The following is a 12,119-nucleotide window of genomic DNA, read 5'->3' on the forward strand; positions in this document are numbered from 1 at the left end:
GGGGACGCGTCAGCCCAGGTAGCCCGGGGTGTGGAGCATGGCGGTGGTGCCGTCTCGGCGTGCCTGCAGGCCCTGGGTCAGGCGGTGCGCCGCTTGTGCGTGGAGCAGTGGGAGGGCCTGCTGGACCGGGAAGAAGCCGGCCTCCGACACCTCGTCCGCCTGCAGTCGGATCGTGCTGTCGGCGGCGATCGTGCCGCCGTCGAACATGAAGTACACCGCAGGGTGCGCCTGGTGGCCCTGCTCGGGGATCGGGTCGCGCCACTCGACCACCAGCAGCCGGAGGCCGGCGGCGGCGATCTCCAGCCCGGTCTCCTCGCGCAGTTCCCGTACGGCGCACTCGGCCGGATTCTCGCCCGGGTCGATGACCCCGCCCGGGTAGAGCCAGGTGGGCCGGTACGTCGGCTTCAGCAGCAGCACCCGACCGGCCGGATCCGTCAGCAGCAGACTGGCACCCGCGTACGCCCGGACCATCCGGGCCAGCCACTCCTGCTGCGACGGAACTGCGGTCGTCATGGACTGCCCCTCTCCGGGACGGCATCCGCCGACCCGCCCTCATTCTCCGTCAGCTCGGTTAGGGGGCCTGGGGTTCGGGGCGGAATGTACCCGAACGAGTGGGTGGTGCTCACTGGTCGGTGTCCGGTGCTCCGCGTCCTGCGGTTCTTGGGGTCGGTGGTGGTCGTTGGGGTCGGAGCCGGGGTGGAGCCGGAGCCGGGGCGGAGGTGGAGCCGGAGCCGGAGGTGGTCAGCGGAGGAGGCGGCGCTCCTTCGCGGTGGCGACGGCGCCGGAGCGGGTGTCGACGCCGAGCTTGGCGTAGATCCGACCGAGGTGGGTTTTCACCGTGGCCTCGCTGATGAACAGCGCGCGGGCGATCTCCCGGTTGCCGAGGCCCTGGCCGAGTTGGTCGAGGATGTCCTGCTCGCGCTCGGTCAGCTGGGGGAGCGGGGTGCGCATCTGGGCCATCACCCGGGACGCGATCGGCGGGGACAGTGCTGAGCGGCCCTGGGCCGCCGCCTGGATCGCGGCGAACAGCTCCTCCGGCCGCTCGGCCTTGAGCAGGTAACCGGTGGCGCCGGCGCCGATCGCCCGCGTGATGTCGGCGTCGGTGTCGTAGGTGGTCAGGACGAGGACGTGGCTGGATCCGGGGCCGGCCACGATCCTGCGGGTGGCCTCGACGCCGTCGATGCCCTCGCCGAGCTGGAGATCCATGAGGACCACATCGGGCTGGAGGCGGTCGGTCAGGGTGATGGCCTCCTCGCCGCTGCTGGCTTCGCCGACCACCTCGATGTCCGGGGAGCTGGCGAGCAGCGCCAGCAGCCCGGCGCGGACCACGGCGTGGTCGTCACAGACGAGCAGGCGAACCGGGTCGTTCATCGACGCTCCAGCGTGGTCGGTGCGGTGGGGTGCGTGACGTGGCGTGGGTTGACGCCCGGGCGGGGGGCGAGCGGTATCGAGGCCGAGACGACGGTGCCTTCGCCTTGGACGGACTCGATGGTCAGGCTGCCGCCGAGCTGGCGCAGCCGGGCCCGCATGGCGGGCAGGCCGTGGCCGCGGCTGTCCTGTTCGCGGCGAGCGCGGGTGGAGGCGCGCCCGCCGTCCGGGCCGTTGCTCCCGGAGTCGCTTGGGTCGAGGGAATCGTCGGAGCGGCCGCTGGAGCGGCCGGAGTCGGTGGAGCCGCTGATGCGGGCGGTGCGGGCGGAGCCGCCGCGATGGCGGAGGTCGCGGGCTGCGGAGGACGAGGAGGTGGGCGCGGACCCTGGGGTCTGGTCGAGGCTGAAGCCGCGGCCGTCGTCGGCCACGTCGAGGACGGCCTGGTCACCGAGGTAGGACAGGGTGATCGCGGCGGCGGAGGCGTCGGAGTGCTCGCGGATGTTGGCGAGGGCGCCCTGCGCGATCCGGAGCAGTGCGGCCTCGGCGGTGGTGGACATCGGGACGGGCATGCCGTCCAGGTGGAAGCGGACGGGCAGGCCGCTCTCGGCGGCCTCGCGCTCGGCCAGCGCTCGGAGCGCGGCGTCCAACGTCCCCAGGTCGGCGAGGTCGGCCGGGGCGAGGTCGTGGACGAACCTGCGGGCCTCGGCGAGGTTGCGGGCAGCTATCGAGTTGGCGGTGCGCACGTGGGTGCGGGCGGTGCCGGGGTCGTTCTCCCAGGTGCGGTCGGCGGCCTGGAGGAGCATCTGCTGGCTGGAGAGACCCTGCGCCAGGCTGTCGTGGATCTCCACGGCCAGCCGCTCCCGTTCGGCGAGGGCGCCTTCGCGCCGCTCGGTGGCGGCGAGCTCCCGCCGGGTGGAGATCAGGTCGATGATCAGGGCCCGCTGGCGAGCACCCTGCCGTTCCATGTGGAGGAAGACCGCGGTGGCGAGGGCTGCGACGGCGGGTGGGAGGAGTGGAAGCGTGGGGTCGAAGCTGTCGGCCAGACGCAGCTCGGCCACCACGACGAGTGCGGTGAGGACGGAGACCAGGGCGATCGCGGCCTTGGCGGGGAGGGCACGCAGCACCGTGTAGAGCAGGGGGATGGCGCACCAGGCGAAGCTCGGCGCCATCAGCACCAGCACCACCCAGAGCGCGAGCAGGACGGCCAGCCAGGCGGGCCGGCGCTCGGCCCGGCCCAACAGGTGGGTGATGCCCAGCGCGATGCTCAGGCCGATCACCCAGGGGGTGAGGGCGCTGTGCAGGTGGTGGTCGAGGTATCGCAGCAGGGCGGTACCGAGGAGCAGCAGGAAGGCCAGCCGCATCACGGCGGCGAGCCAACCCGCGTCGGGGTCGACGGCTGGGGGCAGGGGGCGACGCATCCGTCCACCACCTCCTCTGCGGGTCGTACGTCTTCGGTGCGGTGTGACGCCAATGCCTCTGATGGCATGGTGACGCGCCGGCGGGGCGCGCACATCCACCGATCGGCTGACACGCCTGTCATCCATGATGCCTTCGCGGAGCAGCCGGAACGACGATCCGCAGGTGGCGGTGGCGGGCGGAGGATCGAATCACAGCGGGAGCCGCCGAGCTTCCCTCGATCCGAGCAGGAGTCACCCCATGAAGAAGATGACCACCCAGGCCCGTGTTCTCACCGGCGGTATCACCCTCGCGGCGGTCGGTGCGGGCGTGTTCGGCGCGGTCGCGGCCAACGCCGAGACGGCCCAGGCGCCTGCGGCGGTCAAGGTCGACGCGGCCAAGAAGAACACGGCCGAGACCAGCCACCTGACCATCGACGCCGCCACCCGGGCGGCCCAGGCCACGCTGGACGCCGCGGAGCAGGCCGGTCAGCACGTCTCCGTGGCGGTCGTCGACCGCAACGGCAACACCATCGTGACCCTGCGTGGCGACGGCGCCGGCCCGCAGTCCTACGAGTCGGCCCAGCGCAAGGCCTACACCGCCGTCTCGTGGAACGCCCCGACCTCGGAGCTGGCCAAGCGTCTCGCCCAGGCGCCCAACCTGAAGGACATCCCCGGCACGCTGTTCCTCGGCGGTGGCGCCCCGGTCCAGCTGAAGGGCGCCCCGATCGCGGGCATCGGTGTCGCCGGTGCGCCCAGCGGCGACCAGGACGAGCAGTTCGCCCAGGCCGGTGTGGCCGAGCTCGCGAAGTAGCGCGGGTACGCGGACGGGCCCGCTCGGTCGAGCGGGCCCGCCACGTCAGCCGGCCGAGAGCCGGTGGTCGGTCAGTCCTCCCGGTAGATGCACAGCGCCCAGATCACGAACACGTCCAGCGCCACCACCACGAGTGACCACAGCGGGTAGTACGGCAGCGAGAGGAACGCGCTGATCATGCTGAGGGAGGCCAGGAAGATGCCGACGATCCGAGCCCACGATGCGCCGCGGATGACTCCGAAGCCGGTCACGGCGACCAGCACGCCGATGATCAGGTGGATCCAGCCCCAGCCTGTCAGGTCGAACTGGAAGATGTACTTGGGGGTCTTGACGAAGACGTCGTCCTCGGCAATGGCCATGATCCCCTGGAAGATCTCCAGGATTCCGTTGACCATCATGACCACACCGGCGAACAGCACCATGCCGGTCACCCAGCCGCTGTTCCCGACGCGCGGGGCTCCGCCGGTCGAGCGGTTCGCGGACGGGGGAGGTGCGGACGGGCCGCCTGTTGCAGTGCTCATGGGCGCTCCTAAACCATCGCGGTTGTGCCCTCGACCCTCGGTCCAGGCGTGGTCCTGTGCAATCGGACGAGGCCATCCGGGTGACACCCCCTCAGGCTCGCCCGATCGCCGGACCACCGACCGCTGTGTTTACTGGTCACAGCCCGGCCGGTCCGGACGGCACCGACGGGTTCAGGGAGGTCAACCAGCGGTGACCGACGGCCAGTGGGAGCAGCTGCCGATGTCCTTCCGCCAGCTGTTGGAGGGCACCCCGGCCGGTGTCGGCGTGCTCGACACCTCGCTCCGCTACCTCTATGTGAACCCGACGCTGGCCCGGATGAACGGGGTACCGGCCGAGGCTCACATCGGCCACACCATCGCCGAGCTGCTCCCGGGGATCGACGCGCGGGAGGAGGTTCTGCGAGCGGTGATCGCCGACGGCCGTCCGCGCGAGGTCACCTCCAGCGGCCACACCCAGGCGAGCTCGCCGCTCAGCCGGCGCTACTGGCACGGCGCCTACCACCGGCTGGAGCAGGACGGCCGACCGATCGGGCTGGTCGGGATCGTCCTGGAGGTCACCGCCTCGCGCCAGCAGCAGCACGAGCTGGAGCAGACCCGGAGCCGCCTCGCCCTGCTCGACGCCGCCGCCACCAGGATCGGCACGACGCTGGACATGGACATCACCTGCGGCGAGCTCGCGGATTTCCTGGTGCCGCAGCTCGCGGACATCGCGACCGTCGAGGTACTGCCGCACCCGGACAGCTCCCACGCGCGCCGCAGGTCCGACGGCGGTCTCCGCCTGCGCCGCGCCGCCATGGCGGCCCGGCCTGAGCTGCTGGATTCGGCCCGGGTGCTGGGCACCCGCGGTGAGTACGTCGACTACCAGCCGAGCTCGGCGATCCCGCGCTGCCTCGCCAGCGGCCAGTCGATCATCGACAACCGGTTGTCCGACGACGAGCTCGGCCTCTCCGCACCCAACACCGACCGGGTCGCGATCTACCGGGAGATCGGGATCCACTCAGGGATGATCGTGCCACTGGCCGCCCGGGGCCACCGGGTCGGCACGGTCACGCTGATGCGGGTCGGCGAGTCGCCGATGTTCTCGCAGGACGACGCGGTGGCGGCCGAGGACCTTGCGCGCCGGGCGGCGATCAGCCTGGACAACGCCCGCCGCTACACCCGGGAGCACACCGTGGCGGTCGACCTCCAGCGGGCACTGCTGGCCGAGCCGGGTGCCCCGCACCCCGACCTCACGGTGTCGTTCCGCTACCGGCCCGCCGGTACCAGCGCCCTGGTCGGGGGCGACTGGTACGAGACCGTGGCGCTGCCCGACGGGCGGACGCTACTGGCGATCGGTGACGTGATGGGCCACGGCCTGGAGGCGGCAGCCGAGATGAGCCACTACCAGGCGATGTTGAGAGCCATGGCCCTGATGGAGCCTGCCGCCGACCTCCTGCTCAGACGGATGGACGACCTGGCGAGCCGCGTCCACGAGTACCGTCCGGCCACCTGCCTGGTGGTCTTCGCGGATCCGGCCCGTGGCGAGTGCAGCTACGCGAGTGCCGGGCACCTGCCTCCCGCCGTGGTGCGGCCGGACGGCGCGGTCGAGCTGATGCCGGTGGAGCCGGGGCCACCGCTCGGCACCGGCATGGGTGGCTACCGGGCCCGGACAGCCGAGCTGCCCTACGGACACACCTTGCTGCTCTTCACCGACGGGCTGGTGGAGCGCCGCGGAGAGGACATCGACCGCTCGCTGAGCCGGCTCACCGACCACCGGCTCCCGCTGGACGACGGTCCGCCGGTCCTGCTGGACGACCTGCTGGACGCGGTCCTGGCCGGTGCTCCCCGTCCGGCGGAGGACGACATCGCCCTGCTGGCGGCCACCACCGCTGCGGCCCGACCGGGGCCGGGACACGGCGGCACGGCGGGCGGGCGGATACCAGGCAACGGTGGTCGGCAGCCCTGAGCGGAGAGCCGAGCCGACCGCCGCCCAGCCACCGCAGGCCACCAGCCACCGCCCCGCGGCCGCAAACCACCAGCCGGAGCGGACCGGCCCCCGCTCCACCGGCCGCCGGCGCTGTCGCGCGGCAACCGCAACCGCAACCGCAACGGCAGCGCGCAGCGTGCTGAACAGCAGCCAGGTGCCGCGTGGGCGGTTCAGCTCGTGAGGGTGCGCAGGGCCAGGTCGCGGACGGGGGCCAGGCGGGTGCGCTGCCAGCCGTGGTAGACGGCGTTGGTGCACAGGACGATGTACCGGCCGGTCGGGGGTGACAGGTAGAGGCTGGTGCCGGTGTAACCGTGGTGGTAAGCGGCCGTGCCGTCGGCGGTGACGATCCAGGCGAGTCCACGGAGGAGTCCCGGCTCCACCGCGATCGCGGGCTGCCGGCTCGACTCGAACCAGTCCGCCAGTGGGTTCGCCGGGGTCAGGAGGTGCTCGGCGAAGGTGGCGAGGTCGGCGGCGGTGGAGAAGACACCGGCGTGGCCCGCGACTCCGCCCAGCAGGGCGGCGGACGGGTCGTGCGGAATGCCCCAGGTGCGGGGGGCGCCCGCCAGTCGCGCCTCGGTCGGGGCGACCCGGGCGGAGCGGGCGAGCGGCCCGTAGCAGGTGGAGTCCAGCCCGAGTTCCTGCCAGAACTCGGCGGCGAGTTCATGGAGGGGGCGGTTGCGGATGATCGGCAGAAGAAGTCCGAGCAGGATGAAGCCGCGGTCGATGTAGCGGTGCCGGGCACCGGGGACGTCGACGAGTGGCTCGGCGCATAGGTGGTCGAGCAGTGAGCGGCCGCTGAGCTGGTAGCGGGCCAGCCCGGTGCTGGGGAGCATGCCGGAGGTGTGGGTCATGAGGTGGCGGGTGGTCAGATCACGTCCCGGAGCCGGGGCGTCCGGGAGGTACGTCCTCAGCGGTTCGTCCGGATCGAGCAGTCCGTCGCGGACGGCCCGGCCGATCAACGGCCAGGTCGCCACCACCTTGGTGAGGGAGGCCATGTCGTAGCGGGTGTGGCCGTCGGGTACGGCGGCGCCGCACTCCGGTCCGAGGATGCCCCGGCCGCTCACCGCCCGAGTGGGAGGACGGCCGGTGGGAAGACGGTCGGTGGGAAGACGGTCGGTGGGAAGACGGTCGGAGGGAGGACGGTCGGAGGGTGGGCGGGAGACCGGGTCGGCCGGGAGGGCCACCTGTCCGACGGCGAGCACGCCGCCGGGGACGCCGGCGTCATGGATCGCGGCGTCGAGGCTCGCACCGAGCGAGTCGATGGCGGCCGACGTCCACGCGTCGGATGTCTGATGGCGGGGCGTGAGTGCCATGGTGTGCCTCTCGTCCGGCGGACAGCCCTTCCGGCGGGGGCCGCACCTTGGATACCCGGTGGGCCCCGGCATTGAACGGGCGCGAACAACAACGCACGGAAACGGACGGCAATGGATGACACCGGGCGGTAAACGGCAGTCACGGACGGCAGCGGGTGGAGTCAGGGGGTGGTGGGGCGTGCAGGAGCGAGAGCTACGCGTGCGGGTCGGCGGAGAGCGCCTGAAGGGCGCTCAGTGCGCGGTCGGCGTCGTCGGCGGTGACGAAGAGGTGGTCGTGGTGGAAGCCGGCGACCACGTTGCAGCTGATGCCCTCGTCCGCGAGGCAGGTGGCGACGGCGGCGGTGAGTCCGACCGCGTCGAGGGCGGAGTGGATCCGCAGGGTGATCCAGGCCGCGACGTACTCGTAGCGAAGCCCGAGCGAGTCGGCTTCCTCCTGCGGGACGACGACGGTGACGCCCTCCTCCTCGGCGACCGAGACCACCGGCCGGAGTCCGGCCGGGACCTTGGCGGGGAAAGTGCAGTACACGTAGCGGCCCGGATTGAGGACGGGGTGCATGCCGCTGAGCAGGGTTTTGAGGTCTCGTTCGCCAGCCATACCGGTCACGCTAACGCCTACCGGCCGCGAGGCAGGGCGACGCACCGGGCCGGTCGCAGGCGGGATCGCAACGGCGCGGCAACGGCATCGGAACGGCATTGGAACGGCATCGACGGGGACTCTTGCCGCTCGGCCGGGGCGCTGGGATAGGGTCACCGCCATGACCAGGGAACTCGCCAAGGCATCCCGCATCCGGGTCGCGGAGCTGACCTCGAGCGCGGAGCTCTACTTGGGTGTCCACCTCGCCGCTCCCGGTCTGGTGTTCGACATCAGCTGTTTCGGCTTGGACGCGGACGAGCGGCTCAGTGACGACCGCTACTTCATCTTCTTCAACCAGCCGGAGAGCCCGGAGAGTTCGATCCGCCTGCTGGGCGCGCAGGGTGGGGACTCCGAGTCCTTCCAGGTCGCGCTGGACCAAGTGCCGGCGTCGATCCACAAGCTCAGCCTGACCGCGACCATCGACGGCGACGGCCGGATGTCGCAGGTGGCGTCGGGTTACGTGCGGGTGGTGGCGGGCGGTACGGAGGTCGGTCGGTACGCGTTCACCGGGGCCGAGTTCAGCACCGAGCGGGCCGTGATGCTGGCCGACCTGTACCGGCGCAACGGCGAGTGGCGGTTCGCCGCCGTGGGTCAGGGCTTCGACGGCGGCCTCCAGGCGCTGCTGGAGAACTTCGGCGGCGAGGTGCTGGAGGACGAGGCCGGCGACGCGGGCGGAGCCACCACCGCCGAGCCGCAGGCCGTCCAGCCACCGGTGCCGGACCCGACCGTGGTGATCCCCGCGCAGGCGGTCACCGCGGCGATGCCGGTCGGCGTGCCGGCCGCCGTTCCGCCACCGCCGCCCGCGGCGCCGGCGCCGTTCCCGCCGTCCGCGCAGCCGGTGACGTCCGCACAACCGACGCCGTCCGTAACGCCGGCATCGCCCGTGCAGCCTGCACCGTTCGAGCCGTCGGGGCCGCAGCCGGCCGGGGCGAAGATCTCCCTGACCAAGTACGCCGAGGTCCCCGAGCAGGTCGGGTGGGTGAAGCAGAACGCCAACCTGGTCCGCTTCACGCTGACCAAGGGCCACGAGGTGCTCGCCCTCCAGGGCTCGATGGTGGCGTACCAGGGCCGGGCCGACTTCGCGTACGAGTCCTCCGGGATGCTGCGCAAGCTGGTCGGGAACCTGACCGGCCAGCAGCTGAAGCTGATGCGGGTCTCCGGCGAGGGGCAGGTGTTCCTGGCGGACGAGGCGAGCGACCTGCACGTCGTCCGGCTGGAGGGCGACTCGATCTGCGTCAGCTCCGACCGGGTGCTGGCGTTCGATGCCGGCTTGGAGCACGAGGTGCGTCGGATCGAGGGCGAGGGGCTGCCGCACGGCGGGTTCTTCACCCTCCAGTTCAGCGGTCACGGGACGGTTGTGGTGAAGACCAATGGCATCCCGGTGGTGCTGCCGGTGACCCCGGCACCCGAGACGTACGCGGACGTCCACGCGCTGGTGGCGTGGTCGCGCGGCGCGCAGGTGATCACCACCGCGCCGGTCCGGATCCGCCGCTCCGCCTACGCGGGCCATGCGGCCGAGTCGTACAGCCTGCAGTTCCGGGGCGGTCCGGGCAACTTCGTCATCGTTCAGCCCTTCGAGGTCTAAGGAGAGCCATGCAGGCGCAGTACCTCGCGGGCGGCGGGCTGGAGCAGTACCAGGCGGCGCCGACCGGAGCCCGGATGGCCAACCACGGCGCGGCGATGTGCCGCGTGCAGCTGGCGGAAGGCCAGGACGTCTACGCCAAGCCCGGCGCGATGATCGCGTACGACGGCTACCTGCGGTACGAGCCGGTGTCGCAGACCTTCCGGCGGGCGCTCGGCGAGTGGGCCTCGGGCGAGCGCACGCCGCTGCTGCGCTGGGCCGGTGACGGCGCGCTGTACCTCGCCGACATGGGAGCGGACGTGTTGAACCTGCAGCTCGCCGACGAGGCGCTGTCGATCAACGGCTCGCACCTGCTGGCGATGGACGCCACGCTGCAGTGTGCGGTGGAGAAGGTGAAGGGCCCGGCGATGCTCGCCGGGACCGGCCTGTACAACGTCACGGTCCGGGGCTCTGGCTGGGTGTCCGTCACCTCCCGCGGCGTGCCGGTGGTGCTGGACTGCGCGGAGGCCGAGACCTTCGTCGACCCGGACGCGCTGGTCGCCTGGACCACCGGGCTGGAGGTCAAGGCGCGCCGCAGCATGAAGGTCGGCGCCCTGGTCGGCCGCGGCAGTGGCGAGGCGATGCAGCTCGGCTTCCGGGGGGCCGGCTTCGTGGTGGTCCAACCCAGCGAGGACACCTCCGACCGTCTGAAGATCCGAGGCTGAGGAGCCGTTCCGTGCAGAGCACCCTTCTCGACCACACGGCCGTCGCCGACACCGAGCGCTTCGCCCTGCAGAACCCGCAGCTGCTGCGGGTCCTGCTGGACGGCGGCAAGGATGTGCTGGCCCGCAGCGGTGCGATGGTCGCCCACGTCGGCAAGGTCTCCTTCGTCGGCTGGGGCCCGTCCGGCAGCCGCGGCAACCGCAACAACCGCAGCCAGCGGCAGGCCCCGGACGTCCTGGACCTGATGCGCTGCTCCGGCACCGGCACGGTCTACCTGGCGAACCTGGCCCAGCACCTGCACATCCTGCCGCTGGCCGACGAGAAGCTGACCGTGACCAGCAGCTACGTGCTGGCCCTGGACAACGACCTCGGCTGGCGCACCGTCAGCATCGAGAACGGCGAGCTGATCACCGGGGTGGGCAACCGCAGCCTGGAGTTCTCCGGGACGGGCACCCTGGTGCTGATGACCTCCGGCCGGCCGCTGGTGCTGCCGGTCCGCCCCGGCGAGTACGTCTACGGCGACGCGGACGCGGTGGTCGGCTGGTCGTCCGGGCTGGAGGTGCAGCTCCAGGCGCAGAGCAGCAACACCGAGGCGTGGCGCCGCCGGGGCACCGCGACCGAGGGCTGGGAACTGGCGTTCACCGGCTCCGGCTACGTGATCGTCCAGCCGAGCGAGCTGCTGAAGCCCCAGCGGGTCCCCTTCCGCTGACCGGAACCGGCGGCAGCGGATCTCGTCCCGGATCCCGGGCCGGCCGGATCAGGTGAGCCGCTGCGACGCGTACGCCTCGATGGCGTCGCGCTGGTAGGCGGCGAGCCCGGGGGCGATGGACTCGTACGCGGCGCGCCACTGCTCGTTGTCGACGCAGGAGCGCCCGATGGCGCGGAACTCCTCGGCGCCGACGGCACGCAGCGCGGCCAGTGAGCGGTACTGGCCGTCGATCTCGGCCTGGACGCCGTCGGCGTCGGCGGGGGAGCCGGCGGCGAGGTGTTCGGCGAGCCGGATCATCAGGGCGGTGCGCTCGCGCTGTCCGGCCTCGACCTCGGCCGGGTCCATCGCGGCGGTCCGCTGTTCGACCGCCTCGGCCAGCTCGGGGAAGTCGCTCAGGCTTGCGCGGTACACGGCGGGCTGCACGCCCTCGAAGAGGTTCTCCGGGCGGTTGATCATGGTCATGGGGGTGCCGTCCTTCCTGGAGCGGTCCAGTTCGGCGATCGTTCGGGCGACGGTGGCGGCGAGTGCGTCGAGCCGGTCCCGTTCGGCGAGCAGTCGGCGGTGGTGGCCGCGGAGCGCGGCCAGTTCGTCGACCTGGTCGGTGAGGATCCGGCCGATCTCGGGGAGCCCGACGCCCAGCGCCCGCAGCACGAGGATCTGCTGGAGGCGCAGAAGCTGCTGCTCGCCGTAGTAGCGGTAGCCGTTGGGGGCGACCCGCGCGGGTGGCAGTAGGCCGATCCGGTCGTAGTGCCGCAGGGTGCGGGCGGTGATCCCCGCCATCCTGGCGACCTCCGCGGTCGGCCACTGGCCCGCGCCGGTCGCGGCCTCCCTCATCACGCCGACTCCTTCGCCATGGCCGCTTCCTCGCGATCGCGTTCTCGGGCCGGAGGTCTCCGGCCCTGGTCAGGACGGTAGAGGCTGCCGCTGCGGCAGCTTCAAGTCGGTCCACCGCCGGACGGACCCGTTCCGATCCGATCGCGTCGCACGCAACCGCGTCGCACGTGCCCGTCTCGCACGCGCCCGCGTCGCACGCAACCGCGTCGCACGTGCCCGTCTCGCACGCGCCCGCGTCGCACGCAACCGCGCCGCACGCGCCCGTCTCGCACGCGCCCGCGT

At 72.2% G+C, this 12,119-nt stretch carries 12 protein-coding genes; 5 read left to right on the forward strand and 7 right to left on the reverse strand.

What is annotated here, in order from left to right:
• Window positions 1-9: 9 nt before the first annotated feature.
• From ACGFX4_RS13060 to ACGFX4_RS13070, 3 genes are all read right to left on the reverse strand, one after another.
• Complete coding sequence (locus ACGFX4_RS13060; protein WP_393072671.1) at window positions 10-513, reverse strand: NUDIX domain-containing protein; 504 nt, start codon at window positions 511-513, stop codon at window positions 10-12.
• A 228-nt stretch (window positions 514-741) separates the two neighbouring features.
• The gene (locus ACGFX4_RS13065) at window positions 742-1,371 is read right to left on the reverse strand and encodes a response regulator (protein WP_393072673.1); all 630 of its coding nucleotides are present in this window, start codon (window positions 1,369-1,371) and stop codon (window positions 742-744) included.
• Window positions 1,368-2,786, reverse strand: coding sequence for a sensor histidine kinase (locus tag ACGFX4_RS13070; RefSeq protein WP_393072675.1), 1,419 nt, complete (start codon window positions 2,784-2,786; stop codon window positions 1,368-1,370). Before ACGFX4_RS13070 ends, ACGFX4_RS13065 begins: the two co-directional genes overlap by 4 nt.
• A gap of 238 nt (window positions 2,787-3,024) precedes the next feature.
• On the opposite strand from ACGFX4_RS13070, the gene ACGFX4_RS13075 reads away from it, so the two are divergent.
• The gene (locus tag ACGFX4_RS13075) at window positions 3,025-3,576 is read left to right on the forward strand and encodes a heme-binding protein (RefSeq protein WP_393072677.1); all 552 of its coding nucleotides are present in this window, start codon (window positions 3,025-3,027) and stop codon (window positions 3,574-3,576) included.
• 71 nt (window positions 3,577-3,647) lie between these two features.
• Here ACGFX4_RS13075 and ACGFX4_RS13080 read toward each other — a convergent pair whose 3' ends face one another.
• Window positions 3,648-4,097, reverse strand: coding sequence for a hypothetical protein (locus ACGFX4_RS13080; protein ID WP_345696812.1), 450 nt, complete (start codon window positions 4,095-4,097; stop codon window positions 3,648-3,650).
• Window positions 4,098-4,287: 190 nt separating this feature from the next.
• Between ACGFX4_RS13080 and ACGFX4_RS13085 the strand changes: the two genes are divergently transcribed.
• On the forward strand, window positions 4,288-6,042 hold the full coding sequence (locus ACGFX4_RS13085) for a SpoIIE family protein phosphatase (protein ID WP_393072679.1): 1,755 nt from the start codon (window positions 4,288-4,290) through the stop codon (window positions 6,040-6,042).
• Between the two features lie 191 nt (window positions 6,043-6,233).
• Here the strand turns inward: ACGFX4_RS13085 and ACGFX4_RS13090 are convergent, their stop codons facing one another.
• Both ACGFX4_RS13090 and ACGFX4_RS13095 read right to left on the reverse strand, forming a co-directional pair.
• Entirely contained in the window at window positions 6,234-7,376 is a 1,143-nt protein-coding gene (locus ACGFX4_RS13090) for a serine hydrolase domain-containing protein (RefSeq protein ID WP_393072681.1), read from the reverse strand.
• A 193-nt stretch (window positions 7,377-7,569) separates the two neighbouring features.
• Window positions 7,570-7,971, reverse strand: a complete 402-nt coding sequence (locus tag ACGFX4_RS13095; protein WP_393072683.1) for an ACT domain-containing protein — start codon at window positions 7,969-7,971, stop codon at window positions 7,570-7,572.
• Window positions 7,972-8,131: 160 nt separating this feature from the next.
• Here ACGFX4_RS13095 and ACGFX4_RS13100 point away from each other — a divergent pair, with 160 nt between their 5' ends.
• From ACGFX4_RS13100 to ACGFX4_RS13110, 3 genes are read left to right on the forward strand one after another with little or no spacing between them, the layout of a single operon-like run.
• On the forward strand, window positions 8,132-9,595 hold the full coding sequence (locus ACGFX4_RS13100; protein ID WP_393072685.1) for a TerD family protein: 1,464 nt from the start codon (window positions 8,132-8,134) through the stop codon (window positions 9,593-9,595).
• 8 nt (window positions 9,596-9,603) lie between these two features.
• Window positions 9,604-10,296 carry an AIM24 family protein gene (locus ACGFX4_RS13105; protein WP_393072687.1) on the forward strand — a complete coding sequence of 231 codons (693 nt, stop codon included), beginning with the start codon at window positions 9,604-9,606 and terminating at the stop codon, window positions 10,294-10,296.
• Window positions 10,297-10,307: 11 nt separating this feature from the next.
• Window positions 10,308-11,003, forward strand: coding sequence for an AIM24 family protein (locus ACGFX4_RS13110; RefSeq protein WP_393072689.1), 696 nt, complete (start codon window positions 10,308-10,310; stop codon window positions 11,001-11,003).
• 48 nt (window positions 11,004-11,051) lie between these two features.
• Here the strand turns inward: ACGFX4_RS13110 and ACGFX4_RS13115 are convergent, their stop codons facing one another.
• A complete protein-coding gene (locus tag ACGFX4_RS13115) occupies window positions 11,052-11,837 on the reverse strand; it encodes a MerR family transcriptional regulator (RefSeq protein ID WP_393072690.1) in 786 nt (261 codons plus the stop codon).
• Window positions 11,838-12,119 lie beyond the last annotated feature (282 nt).

Source organism: Kitasatospora sp. NPDC048365 (assembly GCF_043200835.1).
Lineage (GTDB): Bacteria > Actinomycetota > Actinomycetes > Streptomycetales > Streptomycetaceae > Kitasatospora > Kitasatospora terrestris.

Coding starts and splice junctions, on each gene's coding strand:
- ACGFX4_RS13075 (WP_393072677.1), top strand. CDS start 3,025: ATGAAGAAGATGACCACCCAGGCCCGTGTTCTCACCGGCGGTATCACC.
- ACGFX4_RS13115 (WP_393072690.1), bottom strand. CDS start 11,837: ATGAGGGAGGCCGCGACCGGCGCGGGCCAGTGGCCGACCGCGGAGGTC.
- ACGFX4_RS13080 (WP_345696812.1), bottom strand. CDS start 4,097: ATGAGCACTGCAACAGGCGGCCCGTCCGCACCTCCCCCGTCCGCGAAC.
- ACGFX4_RS13095 (WP_393072683.1), bottom strand. CDS start 7,971: ATGGCTGGCGAACGAGACCTCAAAACCCTGCTCAGCGGCATGCACCCC.
- ACGFX4_RS13090 (WP_393072681.1), bottom strand. CDS start 7,376: ATGGCACTCACGCCCCGCCATCAGACATCCGACGCGTGGACGTCGGCC.
- ACGFX4_RS13065 (WP_393072673.1), bottom strand. CDS start 1,371: ATGAACGACCCGGTTCGCCTGCTCGTCTGTGACGACCACGCCGTGGTC.
- ACGFX4_RS13100 (WP_393072685.1), top strand. CDS start 8,132: ATGACCAGGGAACTCGCCAAGGCATCCCGCATCCGGGTCGCGGAGCTG.
- ACGFX4_RS13060 (WP_393072671.1), bottom strand. CDS start 513: ATGACGACCGCAGTTCCGTCGCAGCAGGAGTGGCTGGCCCGGATGGTC.
- ACGFX4_RS13105 (WP_393072687.1), top strand. CDS start 9,604: ATGCAGGCGCAGTACCTCGCGGGCGGCGGGCTGGAGCAGTACCAGGCG.
- ACGFX4_RS13070 (WP_393072675.1), bottom strand. CDS start 2,786: ATGCGTCGCCCCCTGCCCCCAGCCGTCGACCCCGACGCGGGTTGGCTC.